The organism is Pseudonocardia sp. NPDC049635, from assembly GCF_040659795.1.
GTDB lineage: Bacteria > Actinomycetota > Actinomycetes > Mycobacteriales > Pseudonocardiaceae > Pseudonocardia.
Genome location: NZ_JBFAON010000006.1, coordinates 26,571 through 41,558, shown reverse-complemented (window position 1 = coordinate 41,558; position 14,988 = coordinate 26,571). Strand labels below are relative to the sequence as shown.

The following is a 14,988-nucleotide window of genomic DNA, read 5'->3' as shown; positions in this document are numbered from 1 at the left end:
GGCGTCGGGACATCCCAGGAGGCCAGCTCATGCCGGGCAAGCAGATCCATCTCGCCGCGCACTTCCCCGGCGTCAACAACACGACGGTGTGGAGCGACCCGGCGTCGGGCAGCCACATCGAGTTCGGGTCCTTCGCGCACTTCGCCCGGACCGCGGAGCGCGCGAAGTTCGACTTCCTGTTCCTCGCCGAGGGCCTGCGGCTGCGCGAGCACCGGGGCGAGATCTACGACCTCGACGTGATGGGCCGCCCGGACACCTTCACCGTGCTGCACGCACTGGCCGCCGTCACCGACCGGCTGGGGCTGGCCGGCACGATCAACTCCACGTTCACCGAGCCCTACGAGGTCGCCCGCCAGTTCGCCTCGCTGGACCACCTCTCCGGCGGCCGCGCGGCGTGGAACGTCGTCACCTCGTGGGACGCCTTCACCGGCGAGAACTTCCGGCGCGGCGGGTTCCTGCCCAAGGACAAGCGCTACTCCCGGGCGAAGGAGCAGCTCGCCGCCACCTCCGCGATCTGGGACTCGCGGAGCGGCCCGGACGATCGTTCCACGTTCTCCTACACCTCCGACCAGTTCGACATCCACGGCCGGTTCGCGCTGCCCCGCAGCCCGCAGGGGCGCCCGGTGATCCTGCAGGCCGGTGACTCCGAGGAGGGTCGGGAGTTCGCCGCCGCGTCCGCCGACGCGATCTTCTCCCGACACTCGGAACCGGTCGCGGGGCGGGCGTTCCTGGCCGACGTGAAGGGCAGGCTGGCCCGCTACGGCCGCGGGTGGGACGACCTGAAGATCATGCCGGCAGCGACGTTCGTGCTCGCCGACACCGACGCCGAGGCGGCCGAGCGCGCCGAGATGATCCGCCACCAGCAGGTCAGCCCGCAGACCGCGATCGTGTTCGCCGAGCAGCTGTGGAACACCGACCTGTCCGGCCGCGACCCCGACGGCCCGCTCCCCGAGTTCGACCCGGTCGAGGGCGAACTGGTCTCACAGGGACGCGCCAGCGTGCGCCAGTACCGCGACCCCAAGGCCGTCGCCGACGAGTGGCGGGCGATCGCCGCGGAGAAGCAGCTCTCGCTGCGCGAAACCGTGATCGAGGTGGCCGGGCGGCACACCTTCGTCGGCAGCCCGGCGACCGTCGCCGCCGCGATCGACGACGCCGTGCAGACCGACGCCGCCGACGGCTACGTGCTCGTCCCGCACGTCACCCCCGGCGGGCTCGACGAGTTCGCCGACCGCGTGGTGCCGCTGCTGCAGGAGCGAGGCTCGTTCCGCACCGAGTACACCGGCGCCACCCTGCGCGAGCACCTCGGCCTGCCGGAGATCGCGACGACCACCGACCCGACGGCGGCCGCGACCGCGGCACCCGACGCCCGCCGGTAACGCCCGGGGCGCTCAGAAGCGGCGGTCGTCGCCGTCGTGGCGGTGCTCGCCGCTCTCGCCCTGCACGCTCTGCGGCTTCGTCCGGGCAGCGATCATCGCCATCGCGAACGGGATGCCCAGCAGCAGGCCGAACGACAGGATCCCGGCGAGCCAGTCGGTCGGCACCAGGACCAGCACGATCACGGTGATCGCGACGGCCTGCAGGACGCGGTCGAGGGAGAACTGCTCATCGCGTGCCAGCGACGACATCTCCGAGTCCAGATCGGGGTCGGAGCGGCGCAGCTCGCTCTCCAGGTCGGCCAGGCAGCGCTGCTCGTCACGGTTGAGCGGCGACGCGGCGGGGCGCGGCTCGGGATCCGGTGCCGCACCGGCGGGGTCCGACGGCGGCGGTGGCGGCAGGGGTGGCGGTGTCGCTGGCATGGTTCCTCCTCGGTGCCGAGCTGCCGACGATCCGAGCTTTCCCGGTGGACCCCGTTCATCCTAGCGAAACGGACAAAGTTCCGCCCTCCCGTGCGCCGCGCCCGTTCGGCCGGACGGCAGGATCGGCGGCCATGGAGCGGCTGCACGACCTCGTACACCGGCACGACCCGGACGGAGTGCTCGACCTGTTGGACGGCCGGCCCGCGCACGAGGTGGCCGACGGGCTCGCCCGGCTGGATCCGGTGGACGCCGGATGGGCGTTCCGCCTGCTGGACAAGGACCGTGCGCTCGAGGTGTTCGAGGAGCTCGAACCGGTCGACCAGCAGGAGCTGCTCGCCGGGCTGCGCGACGACGCGGTCGTCGCGCTGGTCGAGGAGATGGACCCGGACGACCGCGCCCGGATGCTCGGCGAGGCCCCGGCGAAGGTCGCGACCCGGGTGCTCGCCGGCCTCTCCCCCGCCGAGCGCGCGATGACCGCGGCGCTGCTCGGTTACCCGGACGGTTCGGTCGGCCGGATGATGACCCCGGAGACGGTCGCGGTGCCGGTGCACAGCTCGGTCACCGAGGCACTCGCCGTGGTGCGCCGCAAGGGCGCCCACGCCGAGACCGTCTACACGCTGCCGGTCACCGACGCCGGACGACGGGTGCTGGGCACGGTCTCGCTGCGCGATCTGGTGCTGGCCCGGCCGGACACCGTCGTCGCCGATCTCGTCGACCGGGACGCCCCACGGGTGCGGGCCACCGACGACGGCGAGACCGCGGCCCGCCTGATGGGTGAGGCGAACCTGCTGGCGCTGCTCGTGGTCGACTCCGAGGACCGCCTGCTCGGCCTGCTGACGATCGACGACGCCGTCGAGATCCTGGAGGCCGCCGACACCGAGGACGCCGCCCGCCAGTCCGGCGCGACCCCGTGGTCCGGGCACTACATGTACGTCAAGGTCACCCGGCTGGCCCGTACCCGAGCGGTGTGGCTCGCGGTGCTCCTGCTCGCCGCCGTGCTCACCGTGAACGTGCTGCAGATCTTCGAGGAGTCCCTGGCGCAGGTCACCGCGCTGGCCCTGTTCATCCCGCTGCTGGTCGGGACCGGCGGCAACGCGGGCGCCCAGGCCGCGTCGGCGGCGGTGCGTGCGATCGCGGTCGGTGAGGTGCGGTTCGCCGACCTGCCCGCCGTCGTCTGGCGGGAGCTGCGGGTGGGTCTGCTGCTCGGCACCCTGCTCGGCGGGCTCGGACTGGTGGTCGCCTCGGCCCTGGTGGGTGTGCAGGTCGCCACAGTGGTCGCGGTGACCCTGGTGGCGATCTGCGGCTGGGCGGCGACGGTCGGGGCGACCATGCCGTTGCTCGCCCGCAGGCTGGGGATCGACCCGGCCGTGGTGTCGGCGCCGATGGTCACCACGCTGGTCGACGCCACCGGCCTGCTGATCTACTTCTCGGTCGCCCGCTTGCTGCTCGGGGTCTGAGCGAACTCGTCGGCCCCGTCCCCGGAGCCCGCATCCGTCCGCGGCTCGGTCGGCGCGTCACCCCCCGCTGCGGCGGCGCGCCGCCGCGACACGACCAGGCTGGCGATCGCGGCGACCGCGATCGTGCCCGAGATGAACAGCAGCGAGAGCCAGATCGGCACCTCGGGCACCGGCACCGGCTGCCCGCCGTTGATGAACGGCACGTTGTTCTCGTGCAGCGCGTGCAGGGTGAGCTTCACGCCGATGAAGGCCAGGATCACCGACAGACCGTGCGCGAGGAAGATCAGGCGCTCCAGCAGGCCGCCGATCAGGAAGTACAGCTGGCGCAGGCCGAGCAGCGCGAACGCGTTCGCGGTGAAGACCAGGTACGGCTCCTGGGTCAGGCCGAAGATCGCCGGGATCGAGTCGAAGGCGAACAGCAGGTCGGTGAGGCCGATCGCCACGATGACCAGCGCCATCGGGGTGAGCAGCCGCTTGCCGTCGATCTTCGTGGTCAGCTTCGCGCCGTCGTACTCGGTCGAGGTCGGCAGCACCCGGCGGACCATCCGGATCAGCCTGCTGTCGGCGGCGTCACCGTGGTCACCCTCGTCGGTCGACAGCGCCTCCTTGATCTGCGAATAGGCCAGCCAGAACAGGATGATCGCGAAGATGTAGAAGACGGCGGCGAAGCGCTCGATGATCACCGCGCCGACGGCGATGAAGGCGCCGCGCATGACGATCGCGATCGCGATGCCGATGAGCAGCACCTTCTGCTGGTGGATCCGCGGCACCGAGAACGCCGTCATGATCAGCAGGAAGACGAAGAGGTTGTCGACCGACAGCGCCTTCTCGGTCATCCAGCCGGCCATGTACTCGCCGCCGTACTGCCAGCCGGAGAACACGCCGACGCCGACGCCGAACAGCAGGGCGATCGCGACGTAGCCGGCCGACCAGACGGCGGACTCGCGCAACGTCGGTTCGTGGGGTGTGCGGACGTGCCCGACGAAGTCGAACACCAGCATGCCGACCACGAACGCACATGTGGCCAGCCATACCCAGAGGGGAACGTTCACTACAGGACCTCCAGCGCAGATCGGGGCGCTGAAGGTCTCCTCCGCCCGCAGATCGCGGACCGGCGCCACCGGGATCCAGCTCGTCCTGGTTCCGTGGTGACGGCGACGCCGTGTTCGGGAGTACTCCCCTTCTCCCCGAACGGTAGGGCACACGGTCCGGTCCCGGACAGGCGGCCCCTGCGCGACGTTGGTCACCGTCGTACGGTTCGCGCAGGTCAACGGTCGACGGGGCGACCGATCCGTTCACCCGGACGAGTGATGAGCACGGACGGACTCAGCCGGTGGGGAGCCGGGCCGGCGCCGGCTCCCGCACGATGTGCCGGGTGGGGCGAGGGGACGCCGGCACGCGTCCGGCCGGGGACGCCGGTCCGCGACGCGCCGGGCGACCCACCGGTGCGAGCGCGGGCCGCGCCGGCAGCTCGGGCAGGGCGGCCGGCGCACCGGCGGACGGTGAACGGACCGTCGGCGGCGCGTCCCGGAACGGCGTCGGCACCGGCGAGGGCCGGGCGTGCTCCCGCACCACACCGCCGACCGGCCCGGCGGCTCGCCCGCGCCGGATCCGGGAGGCCAGCCTCGTCACCGCACGCCGGGCCTCCCGGCAGCCGGCCAGCAACCGGCCGGCCCGGCCGGGCACGGAGAGCGTCCGGCCCCGGGCCAGGTCGGCCAGCGAATGCCGGACGACTGTCCGTGGATCGAACCGTCCCGACCGGAGGTCGACCGTCGTCACCGGGACGCCCGGTATCAGCGGCGGCCCCGCCCCGTCGTGGCCGACCAGCAGGATCCCGGTGCGCCCCGGATCCCTCGGGCGCCCGGCCGCCGCGCGGACCAGGCGTCGCACAGCGGTCTCGTGCGGATCGGCCCCGGCGGCCGGAACGGCCGATGCACGCCGGACGGCCAGTACCAGCACCCGCACCGGCAGATGCGGATCGGCGAGTCGTCGCTCGACGGCGGCCTGCCCGGCCGGCTCGGCCAGGTCGGCCACGATCGTGTCGACGATGGCGCCGGTCGCCCGGCCTATCCGCTCGGCCGCTGCGGCGAGCCGGTCGGCGTCGCGGGCGACGAGCACGACCGAGTACCCGCGTTCGGCGAGCTCGCGGGCGTAGGCCTCGCCCAGACCGCGGCTCGCACCGGTGATCAGTGCTGTCGGCATGCCGGGGACGGTAGATCGGGCCCGCTGTGGGGCCACTGAGAACGATCTTCCCCGGCCGGTGACCGAGATCATCCGCAGAGCGCCTGCGGCTCGGTGCGCACCGCGTTCGACGCATCGGGGGGGACCGCTCGCGGGCGCCGGCCGTTGCTCCGACCGTCCGGTTCCGGTTACGGTTCGGTCTCCGGTCGCACGATCAGCCGCTTCCGTCCTGGAGGTCGAGCGGCGACCGATTTCGGTGATCCGTTCAACCACGCAGCGGTGACCCCGCACCAGCCATCGGCGAACGCGAGGGACCCAGATGCGCACTGCAACGAGACCGAGTCCGACCCAGTCGACCGCCCGCGAGGGCCGCACCGGATACGACCATCTGATCCCCCACCTGGAACAGCTCGCCGAGGCGCCCGAGGGATCGTCCACCCGGCGCGATCTGCGCGACTACGTGATCCGGGAGCTCCAGCCGCTGGTCCGCAACCTGTCCCGGCGATTCGCCCCCGGCGGCCGCGGCATCGAGGACGTCGAGCAGGCCGGAATGCTCGGCCTGGTCAAGGCGGTCGACCGGTACGACCCGGCATCGGCCAGCGGCGGCCCGCTCGGCTTCTTCGTGCCCAGTGTCCGCGGCGAGATGAAGCGCTACCTGCGCGACCACTCGTGGTCGGTACGGGTGCCACGCGACCTGAAGGAACTCGCCGTCACAGTGCAGCGCACCGCCGACACCCTGGGCCAGGAGCTCGGCCGGGCGCCGCGCCCGTCCGAGCTGGCCCGGGAGCTGAACGTCGGGGTGGACCAGATCGTGGACGCGCTCGGCGCGCTCGACTCACACCGGGCCCGCTCGCTCGACGCCCCGGCCGGCGACGGCGCGGAGTCCGGCGACGGCATCCCGCTCGGCGAGCAGATGGGTGACGACGATCCCGATCTGGATCTCGCCGCGCACCGCGGGGAGATGAACGCGCTGATCCGCGAGCTGCCCGAACGGGAGCGGACGATCCTGATGATGCGGTTCTACGGCGACCGCACCCAGTCCTCGATCGCCACCGAGATGGGCATCTCGCAGATGCACGTGTCCCGGTTGCTGAGCCGGACCCTCGCCCGGCTGCGCGAGGGCCTGGCCGAGCAGGACTGACCGCGCTCAGCCCGGCATGGTCTCGCCGCCGACCGGAGCCAGCACCTCACCGGTGTAGTAGGAGGACAGCGCCGGGGCAGCGAAGAACACGTACGACGGGGCGATCTCGTCCGGGTCGGCGGGACGCCCCATCGGGGTCTGCTCGCCGAATCCCTCGACCTTCTCCGGCGGCATCGTCGCCGGGATCAGCGGCGTCCACACCGGCCCCGGCGCGACGCAGTTGACCCGGATCCGGCGTTCGGCCAGCGACTGCGCCAGCGAGTAGGTCAGCGACTGCACAGCTCCCTTCGTCGCGGAGTAGTCGATGAGCGACTTGTTGCCGCGCAACCCGTTCACCGACCCGGTGTTGATGATCGCGCCGCCGTCGGGCAGGTGCTCCAGCGCCGCGGCGGTGACCCGGAAGAAGCTGTGCACGTTCACCTCGAAGGTGCGCAGCCACTGCTCCTCGGTGATGTCGGTCAGTGAGTCGTAGGGCTGCTGGGTGGCGACGTTGTTGACGAGGGTGTCCAGCCGCCCCAGCTCGTCCACGGTCCGTCGCACGATCTCCGCGCAGTGCGCCGCGTCGCCGAGGTCGCCGGGAAGCAGCAGACAGCGCCGGCCCTCGGCGCGGACCAGCGCGGCGGTGTGTTCGGCGTCGTCGTCCTCGGACAGGTAGGCGAGCGCGACGTCGGCGCCCTCCTTGGCGAACGCGACACCCACCGCGCGGCCGATCCCGGAGTCCCCGCCGGTCACCAGCGCGACCGTGCCGTCGAGCAGATCGCGGCCGCGGTAGCCGCGCATCTCGTCGCGGGGTCCCGGCTTCATCGCACCGGTGTCCCCGGGCGGGCTCTGCTGCTGGGCGGGTGGGCTGTCGGACACGGGCTGCCTCCATCGCTTCGGCGGTCGGGATCGCGCCCACGCGTCGCGGGGCGCGTCCGGGGCTCGTATCGGCCCCGGCCGCGGATACCCGTGGCCGGGTGCCGCAAACGGGCGCGGAGGCCCTCCGGGGGTGTGCCGGGCCGGGCCCCGGGTAGCCCTCCGGGAGACCCCGGCCGGACGGCCGGACGCACCACCGAGAGGAGATCCGATGGAGCCGGAGCGGGCACGGGCCCTGCTGCAGGACGAGCTGGACCGCCTGGACGCCGACGTCACGACCGAACGACCGGCGCCCGGCGCGGACCGCAGCGCCGAGGGCATGGACTTCGGCGACGCCGGCGCCCGCGCGACCGGCTCGATGGACCACGATCTGGCGCTCGGCACGCGGGACAACCGCCGTAGGCAGGTCCGTGCGGCGCTGGAGCGACTGGACCGCGGCGAGTACGGCCGGTGCACGGTCTGCGGCGCCGGGATCGACGACGAACGTCTCGAGGTCCGGCCGGAGACCGACCGGTGCCGCGAGCACCCCGACGACGGCCGCGGCCTGCCCGGCCCGGTCGAGGGCTGAGCGGCCCGGTCAAGGGCTGAGCGGCCCGGTCAAGGCTGAGCCGCCCGGTCGAAGGCCGGGCGGCCCGTGGACGACGTTGGCAGCCCGGGGCGACACAGCCCGGGGACTCGGGCCCCCGGACACAGCCCGGGGACCCGGGCCCCTCGGACACAGCCCGGGACGGCGCAGCCCCGGGGACTCGGGCACTGGGCACAGCCCTGAGACTCAGGTCCCGGTACGGCGGCGGGCCCGGAACCCGGCCGGGTTCCGGGCCCGTTCCGGTGCGCCGGGCTCAGGCGGTCGCACCCGCCGGGTGCACCGGGTGGCGGCCCTCCGCGAACTCCTCGACCAGCTTCGCGCAGAACGCGTCCAGGTCACCGGGGTTGCGGCTGGTGACCAGGCCCTCGTCGCAGACGACCTCCTCGTCGACGACGGTGGCCCCGGCGTTGCGCAGGTCGGTGCGGATGCTCGGGTACGAGGTGAGCGTGCGACCGCGGACCACGTCGGCCTCGATGAGCGTCCACGGGCCGTGGCAGATCGCACCGACCGGCTTGCCGGCGGTGAAGAACGCCTGCACGAACGCGACCGCGTCCGGGTCGGCGCGCAGGTTGTCCGGGTTGATCGTGCCGCCCGGCAGCACCAGCGCGTCGTAGTCGTCGGCGGACACGTCCGCGACCGCCCGGTCGACCTCGACCATGTCGGCGGGCTCGATGTCGCCGTTCATCGATCGGATCGGGTCGGTGGACAGCGACACCAGGTCCACCCGCGCCCCGGCCCGGCGCAGCTCGTCGCGGGGCTGCACGAGCTCGACCAGCTCCACGCCGTCGGTGGCCAGGATCGCGACCGTCCGGCCGTCGAGTTCGTTCGTCACGATGGGTTCCTCCTCGTTCGCGTCGTGGTGTGCGCACTCCCCGGCTTCCCGTTGCGGGACGGGTCAATCACCCGATGCCGGTCCGGTCCACCCGGGTGTGGACGGCGCCGTCGCGGGTACCCGGGTCGTCAGTCACGAGGGAGGGGGCCATCGATGACCGACGACCGGACGCGCTACCGCCGCGGACTGCCCGACCACCACGACCCGACGGCCGGGATCGGCGGCGCACCCCCGGCGCGCAGCGCGCTCACGCTGCGGGCGCTGCTCGCGGGCTTCGGTCTCGTCGTGTCCGCGGGCGGCACCGTGCTGGCGGTGGCCGCCGGCCTCCGCTGGTTCGGCGTCGTGCTCGCGGTGGTCGCGGTGATCGCCCTGCTGGACCTGCTCTGGATCGGCTACCGCAAGGGCCGCGGCGAGCCGGGCTGAATCCCGTCCTCTTCTCCGGCGGCGCGACGGGGGCTACTGTCCGATCTGAGTAGCTCGTAGATACCCAGGAGCCGGGATGAGCCAGGCCTGCTCGGTGGCGCGCACGGTGGCGCTGCTGTCCGATCCGTGGATGGTGCTGGTCGTGCGGGACCTGGGCCGCGGCATCCACCGGTTCGACGACCTGGCCCGCAGCCTCGGCGTCGCCCGCACCGTGCTCAGCCGGCGGTTGTCCACACTGGTCGGTGCCGGGATCGTCGAGCGGTCGGAGTACCGCGAGCCCGGTTCGCGGGCCCGCCCGGAGTACCACCTGACCCGGCGCGGCCGGGATCTCGGCGTCGTGCTCGCCGCGATGATGGACTTCGGTGACCGCCACCTCGCCGGCCCGGAGGGGCCGCCGGTGGTGCGCACGCACGCCGGCTGCGGTGCCGCGGTGAGGCTGGTCGGCGTCTGCGCCGACGGCCACCGGCTCGGCGCGGACGATCGCGTGCTGCTCGAACCCGGTCCCGGCGCCACGCCGGGCTCCCCCGCACCCGATCCGGAGGAACCATGACCACCGAGGCCGCCGACACCGCCGCGAGCCCCACCCGGCGGCGCGAACACGAGTGGGCCGACCCGGCGACGCCGGCCGCCGCCGCCACCGAGCTCGACGGCCTGGAGTTCCTGCGCCGCATCGCCGACGGCCGGCTGCCCGGCGCCCCGATCGGAAGCCTGGTCGGGTTCCGGCCGGTGTCCGCCGAACCGGGCCGGGTGGTCTTCGAGTTCGAGCCCGCCGAGCACCAATACAACCCGATCGGCTCGGTGCACGGCGGCGTCTACGCCACCCTGCTCGACTCGGCGTGCGGCTGCGCGGTGCACTCCACGCTGCCCGCCGGGACCGGTTACACCAGCCTCGACCTGTCGGTGCGCTTCCTGCGCCGGATCACCGTCGACACCGGAACCGTGACCTGCACCGGGCACGTCGTGCACGCAGGGCGGCGCACGGCGCTCGCCAGGGCCGAGCTGACCGATGCCGGGGGGAAGCTGCTGGGCGAAGCCACGTCGAGCGGCATGATCCTGCCCGGGCGCTGACCGGGCAGCGACCCGACGGCGGCTCAGCGGCTCTACAGCTCGGCGGCTCAGCGACCGTCCGTGCCGACGCCGCCGACCGGCAGGGCGGGCCCCTGCTCCGTCGCCACCCCGCGGGCCTCGGCCCGCAGGGCCGCCTCGACGCAGGTGGCGACCCGGACCACCCCGGGCGTCTCGGCGTCCACCCCGTAGAGCCCCGGACCGGGCAGGTCCGGCGAGAGGCTGCGGGCGTCGTCGGTGACGGCGGCGAATCCCTGCCCGCCGTAGACCCACACGGCCCGGTCGCCGTCGCGCTCGACGAGGCCCTCACCGTCCACCGGGGCGGACAGGAACAGCAGCGGTTCCTCGGTCACGGCGAAACGGTGCTCCCCCGGGACGGCTCCCGGCGTCAGCGCAGCGGCGAGGGCGTCGAAGTCGGTGCCACGTGCGGGGGTGCACGCGCGCAGTGCCGCAGCGGGATCGTCCGCGGCGAGCCGGGTGAACTCCTGCAACGCGGTGTCCGGGTCGTCGTCCGAGCGCGCCTCCTCCGGACCGACCAGCGCACCGACACCGACGGCGAGCGCGACGAGCAGCCCGGCACCGGCCAGCAGCACACCCGTGCACCAGGCCACGGTCCTCAGGACCAGCGACCCGGTTCCACCCATGGCCTGCACGTTAATCGCTCCCAGGGCCTCCGGCGGCACGGAAGGCAAACGGTTACCTGGCGGTGACACCGCAGGGGTGATTCGTGCACCCGGTCGGGGGTGAGACCGTGCCACCCTGCGTCGCACCGGCTAAGGAGCATGCCGGACGCCGTGCCCCTGACCGTGATCGTGACCGGCCGGGCGGTCCGCGAGCCGGGTCGCGCGGGCGCGGACGTCGTCGGTGCCGATCCGCCCGGCACCGACGAGCACGTCCTCCAGCGCGGCCAGCCAGCTCGCATAGTAGGGCCACCGCGGGTCCTCGGCGATCCGGGCCACCAGCCGGTCGCGGAAGCCGTCCCAGCTGATCAGCCCGCTCTCGGCGAGCGTCACCGCCATCCCGAAGGCACGGCCCTCCCACGGCTCGGCGAACACCAGCTCGCCGTTGGTCCTCGGCGGCGCGGCCGGACCGCTGATGTCCGGTGCGGTCCCGGTCCCGGCGCTCCCGATGCGGCCGTCCCGGCCGGTCACGATGCGACCGGGCCGACCGGGCCGACTTCGGCGACCCCGACCATGGCGTCCCGGGTGACCAGCGCCGCCAGCTCGTCCTCGGTCATGTCCGCGGTGCCCGCCGGGCGCCGCGGCAGCGTCAGGTACCGGACCTCCGCCGACGAGTCCCACACCTCGATCCGGCGCTCGGCGGGGACGTCGAGCCCCATCTCGGCGAGCACCGTGCGCGGCTCGCGGACCACCCGGGCCCGGTAGGCCGGATCCTTGTACCAGCTCGGCGGCAGGCCGAGCACCGGCCAGGGGTAGCAGGAGCACAGCGTGCAGACCACCACGTGGTGCACCTGCCCGGTCTGTTCCAGCACCACCATGTGCTCGCCCTGCGGCCCGGTGAACCCGAGCGAGGCGATGGCCGCGGTGCCCTCACGCAGCAGCCACGCCCGGTACTCCGGGTCGGTCCAGGCGCGGGCGACGACGCGGGCGCCGTTGAGCGGACCGACGTCGTTCTCGTAGGTCCGGACGAACCCGTCCATCACGGCCGGTTCGACCAGCCCGCGCTCGACGAGCAGCTCCTCGAGGGCCTCGGCCCGCAGCGAGGGCGGGATCCGGTCGTCGGTCATCGCGGCTCCAGGTGGATCTCGAACAGGTCGGCGTGCACGGTGGCCTCCTCCGCACCGGGCCCCCACAGCTCGGCGGAGGTGAACCCGACGGTGTGCACGTACTGCGGGTGCTCCCCGGCGAACACGGCGTGCGTGTCCGGGAGCACGTGCGGCGGCCGTACAGCGACGACGGTCCCGGCCCGGCCGCGCAGGTAGCCGGGCACCTTGAACGGCCCGGTGCCGCCGCAGGGCCGCCGGGTCAGCACCCGGACCGGGTGGCCGGGGCCGAACCGGGGCGGCCGGTCCAGCGTGCGCAGCGACCCGGGGGCGGTGGGCGTGTAGTCCGGCCGCGCCGGCTCCGGCACCGGGGGCTCGGTGACGTCCTCGCCGCGGCGTCGGCGGGCCCGCGCGTCCACCGCCCCGGGGGCGAGCACCCCCGAGTCGGTGAGCATCAGCTCGGCGGCGTGGAGCCAGCGACCGTAGTAACCGTCGTCGAAGTAGGACGCCCGGTCCAGCCGGGACAACGCGTACCGGAACGCGTCGAGATTGCGCCCGGAGACCCGGCCCATCGTGAGCACGGTCAGCGCGAACGCCCGGCCCTCCCAGGGCCGGGTGAACGGCGGCTCCGGTTCCACCCGCGACGGCGGCACCACCGGCCCGAGGCCGGGCCTGCCGCCGAGATCGGACGGATCCACTCAGGACCCCAGCGCCAGGACGTTGCAGACGTCCCCGCGGCCGCCGGTGGTGACCAGTCCGCGCTGTGAGCTGATCCGCTCGGCGAGGTAGGCGGCGTCCCGTCCGACGCCGGAGAACCGGCCCGAACCCCACGTCCACTGCCAGGGCAGCCCGAGGAAGAACAGGCCGGGCACGGAGGTGACGCCGCGGGTGTGCACGGGCGCCCCGCGGCCGGTGAACACCGGCACGTCGACCCATCCGAAGTCCTGCCGGAACCCGACGCACCAGATCACCGAGGTGATCCCGCTGCCGTCCAGCGCGAGCTCGGTGATCTCCTGCTCCGGGCTCCAGACCGGGGTGTAGCGCTCCCCCGGCGGCGCGTCGATGCCGTTCCGCCTGATGTAGGCGTCGATCGTGTCCTTGATGGACTCGCAGACCTCGTCGGCGTGGTCGAGCGCGGCCGCCAGGTCCGGCCGGAAGCGCAGCGTGCCACCGGCGTGATCGGACAGCGAGCCGTACAGCCGCATGCCCTCGACGGCGAACCGGCGCAGGTCGATGTCGCGGCCACCGTCGCGGCCGGTGACGTAGTGGTTCGCCTGGGCCCGGACGGCCTCCCGACGCGGATGCTCGGTGACCGGCATCCGGTAGTAGCCCATCTCGTCGAGCCAGTCGGTCACGTCCCGGCCCCGGTAGAAGCGCGCGACCCGCGGTGCGCCACCGACCGCCAGGTGCACCACCCTGCCCTCCAGGTGCAGGTCCTCGGCGATCTGCGCGCCGGACTGCCCCGATCCGACGACGAGCACCTCACCGGGCGGCAGCTGCGCCCCGCTGCGGTAGTCCTGGGACTGCACCTGGGTGATGCCCGGCGGCAGCGGCTCGGTCAGCGACGGGACGACCGGCGTGTGATAGCCGCCGGTGGCGACGACGACCTGGTCGGCGGTACAGGTCCCGGCGGTGGTCTCCAGGGTGAAGGTGCCGCGCTCGTCGCGGGTCAGCCGGGTGACCGTGACGCCCTCGCGCAGCGGTGGGTCGACGAACTCCCGGTACGCCTCCAGATAGCCGATGATCTCCTCGCGCACCATGAACCCGTGCGGGTCGTCGCCGGTGTACGGGAAGTCCGGCAGGTCACACTGCCAGTTCGGGGTGACCAGGCAGAACGTGTCCCAGCGGTGCCGTTTCCAGGACGAGGCGACGACGTCGCGCTCCAGCACGAGATGGTCGATGCCGCGCACGCCCAGGCAGCGGCTCATCGCCAACCCGGCCTGACCGCCGCCGACGATCACGACCGGCCGGTGCTCACCGTCCAGATCGGACGGCGGCGCCGGTCGCGCGTCCCTGTGCACCACCGCGGTCATCGGCACTCCCTCGCTCACGTCGTCGCATTACTGCAGGGGACACCACGGTCGGCCCGTTCCGTTGCCGAATCGTGTCGGCCGGACTACCGCGATATTTCCTGTTGTTACGCAACGCGACCGTCACACGTCCCCGATCCGGAATTGCCGACGTAGTCCGCCGACAACATTTCCGAAACGCGACACTGGTGTCGTTGTCGGCGCCGGAACCGGAATCCCTTCTCCCGGCGATCCCGCGACACGTACGGAAGACCCGTCACATCATCGAGGAGCCGAGAACATGACCAGCGCCGAGCTGTCCGACGTCGAGAAGAAGAGCCTCGAGGAGATCCCGCACCCCTCGCTGCCCGAGGGCTCCAGCATCTACGGCAGCACCAAGGTCTTCCCCGACCTGCAGGCCGAGGACGGCGAGACCTACTTCACCCTGGTGCACGGCATCGCACACGAGTCGTCGGTGAGCTTCGTGGCCGTGCTGCAGGCGACCCGCGCACTGCGCAAGGGATTCGAGTCCGCCATGTACTTCTACGGGCCGGGTTCGCTGAACTGCCTGGCGACCCGCGGTTTCCCGACCACCGGCACGTCCGCGTTCCCCGGCGAGCACAACATCAACGACCAGCTGAAGACGTTCCTCGCCGAGGGCGGCAAGGTCTACTGCTGCCGGTTCGGGCTCTCGTTGCACGGCGCCCGCGAGGAGGACCTCATCGAGGGGGTCATTCCGACCCACCCGCTCGACGTCCAGGACGCGCTCATCTACTACGCCCGCAAGGGCGCGATCATCAACTCGACCTACCAGCTCTGAGGATCGCGGGCGGTTGTCGCGGCCGACGGGCCGCGACAACCGCTCCCGAGTGCACACCGCCCGCCCCTGGAGGTCCGCCGCATGTCCGCACCGTCGTCCC

General features: G+C 73.1%; 18 protein-coding genes. 8 read left to right on the top strand and 10 right to left on the bottom strand.

The features are described from left to right. The first annotated feature begins 29 nt into the window (after window positions 1-29). Window positions 30-1,376, top strand: a complete 1,347-nt coding sequence (locus AB0J24_RS09790; protein WP_358678206.1) for an NtaA/DmoA family FMN-dependent monooxygenase — start codon at window positions 30-32, stop codon at window positions 1,374-1,376. A 12-nt stretch (window positions 1,377-1,388) separates the two neighbouring features. Here the strand turns inward: AB0J24_RS09790 and AB0J24_RS09785 are convergent, their stop codons facing one another. After that, window positions 1,389-1,796, bottom strand: coding sequence for a DUF3040 domain-containing protein (locus AB0J24_RS09785; RefSeq protein ID WP_358678204.1), 408 nt, complete (start codon window positions 1,794-1,796; stop codon window positions 1,389-1,391). A 131-nt stretch (window positions 1,797-1,927) separates the two neighbouring features. On the opposite strand from AB0J24_RS09785, the gene mgtE reads away from it, so the two are divergent. Then, complete coding sequence (gene mgtE / locus AB0J24_RS09780; protein ID WP_358678201.1) at window positions 1,928-3,253, top strand: magnesium transporter; 1,326 nt, start codon at window positions 1,928-1,930, stop codon at window positions 3,251-3,253. Here the strand turns inward: mgtE and AB0J24_RS09775 are convergent. Further along, the gene (locus AB0J24_RS09775) at window positions 3,217-4,305 is read right to left on the bottom strand and encodes a TerC family protein (RefSeq protein WP_358678198.1); all 1,089 of its coding nucleotides are present in this window, start codon (window positions 4,303-4,305) and stop codon (window positions 3,217-3,219) included. The genes mgtE and AB0J24_RS09775 overlap by 37 nt on opposite strands. A 274-nt stretch (window positions 4,306-4,579) precedes the next feature. Continuing rightward, the gene (locus AB0J24_RS09770; protein WP_358678195.1) at window positions 4,580-5,455 is read right to left on the bottom strand and encodes an SDR family NAD(P)-dependent oxidoreductase; all 876 of its coding nucleotides are present in this window, start codon (window positions 5,453-5,455) and stop codon (window positions 4,580-4,582) included. Between the two features lie 298 nt (window positions 5,456-5,753). On the opposite strand from AB0J24_RS09770, the gene AB0J24_RS09765 reads away from it, so the two are divergent. Next, window positions 5,754-6,575, top strand: a complete 822-nt coding sequence (locus AB0J24_RS09765; RefSeq protein WP_358678192.1) for a sigma-70 family RNA polymerase sigma factor — start codon at window positions 5,754-5,756, stop codon at window positions 6,573-6,575. Between the two features lie 6 nt (window positions 6,576-6,581). Here the strand turns inward: AB0J24_RS09765 and AB0J24_RS09760 are convergent, their stop codons facing one another. Continuing rightward, entirely contained in the window at window positions 6,582-7,379 is a 798-nt protein-coding gene (locus AB0J24_RS09760; RefSeq protein WP_358678752.1) for an SDR family oxidoreductase, read from the bottom strand. 262 nt (window positions 7,380-7,641) lie between these two features. On the opposite strand from AB0J24_RS09760, the gene AB0J24_RS09755 reads away from it, so the two are divergent. Further along, window positions 7,642-7,998, top strand: coding sequence for a TraR/DksA C4-type zinc finger protein (locus AB0J24_RS09755; RefSeq protein WP_358678189.1), 357 nt, complete (start codon window positions 7,642-7,644; stop codon window positions 7,996-7,998). Window positions 7,999-8,269: 271 nt separating this feature from the next. Here AB0J24_RS09755 and AB0J24_RS09750 read toward each other — a convergent pair whose 3' ends face one another. Beyond that, window positions 8,270-8,848, bottom strand: coding sequence for a type 1 glutamine amidotransferase domain-containing protein (locus AB0J24_RS09750; RefSeq protein ID WP_358678186.1), 579 nt, complete (start codon window positions 8,846-8,848; stop codon window positions 8,270-8,272). A 153-nt stretch (window positions 8,849-9,001) separates the two neighbouring features. On the opposite strand from AB0J24_RS09750, the gene AB0J24_RS09745 reads away from it, so the two are divergent. The 3 genes from AB0J24_RS09745 (at window position 9,002) to AB0J24_RS09735 (ending at window position 10,339) form a co-directional block, all read left to right on the top strand. Further along, complete coding sequence (locus AB0J24_RS09745; RefSeq protein ID WP_358678183.1) at window positions 9,002-9,271, top strand: DUF6343 family protein; 270 nt, start codon at window positions 9,002-9,004, stop codon at window positions 9,269-9,271. 76 nt (window positions 9,272-9,347) lie between these two features. Continuing rightward, the gene (locus tag AB0J24_RS09740; RefSeq protein WP_358678180.1) at window positions 9,348-9,821 is read left to right on the top strand and encodes a helix-turn-helix domain-containing protein; all 474 of its coding nucleotides are present in this window, start codon (window positions 9,348-9,350) and stop codon (window positions 9,819-9,821) included. Next, window positions 9,818-10,339, top strand: coding sequence for a PaaI family thioesterase (locus AB0J24_RS09735; protein ID WP_358678177.1), 522 nt, complete (start codon window positions 9,818-9,820; stop codon window positions 10,337-10,339). The genes AB0J24_RS09740 and AB0J24_RS09735 overlap by 4 nt, the downstream gene beginning before the upstream one ends. Before the next feature lie 47 nt (window positions 10,340-10,386). Here the strand turns inward: AB0J24_RS09735 and AB0J24_RS09730 are convergent, their stop codons facing one another. The 5 genes from AB0J24_RS09730 to AB0J24_RS09710 all read right to left on the bottom strand — a co-directional run bounded on the left by AB0J24_RS09730 (window position 10,387) and on the right by AB0J24_RS09710 (window position 14,092). Continuing rightward, entirely contained in the window at window positions 10,387-10,980 is a 594-nt protein-coding gene (locus AB0J24_RS09730) for a hypothetical protein (protein ID WP_358678174.1), read from the bottom strand. 129 nt (window positions 10,981-11,109) lie between these two features. After that, complete coding sequence (locus AB0J24_RS09725) at window positions 11,110-11,487, bottom strand: nitrile hydratase accessory protein (RefSeq protein ID WP_358678171.1); 378 nt, start codon at window positions 11,485-11,487, stop codon at window positions 11,110-11,112. Then, window positions 11,484-12,083, bottom strand: a complete 600-nt coding sequence (gene nthA / locus AB0J24_RS09720; RefSeq protein WP_358678168.1) for a nitrile hydratase subunit alpha — start codon at window positions 12,081-12,083, stop codon at window positions 11,484-11,486. The genes AB0J24_RS09725 and nthA overlap by 4 nt, the downstream gene beginning before the upstream one ends. After that, window positions 12,080-12,757, bottom strand: a complete 678-nt coding sequence (locus AB0J24_RS09715) for an SH3-like domain-containing protein (RefSeq protein ID WP_358678165.1) — start codon at window positions 12,755-12,757, stop codon at window positions 12,080-12,082. The genes nthA and AB0J24_RS09715 overlap by 4 nt, the downstream gene beginning before the upstream one ends. Then, window positions 12,758-14,092 (bottom strand): MSMEG_0569 family flavin-dependent oxidoreductase, encoded by a 1,335-nt coding sequence (locus AB0J24_RS09710; RefSeq protein ID WP_358678162.1) that lies wholly within the window; start codon window positions 14,090-14,092, stop codon window positions 12,758-12,760. Window positions 14,093-14,369: 277 nt separating this feature from the next. Here AB0J24_RS09710 and AB0J24_RS09705 point away from each other — a divergent pair, with 277 nt between their 5' ends. After that, on the top strand, window positions 14,370-14,888 hold the full coding sequence (locus AB0J24_RS09705; protein ID WP_358678159.1) for an MSMEG_0572/Sll0783 family nitrogen starvation response protein: 519 nt from the start codon (window positions 14,370-14,372) through the stop codon (window positions 14,886-14,888). Window positions 14,889-14,988: the final 100 nt, after the last annotated feature.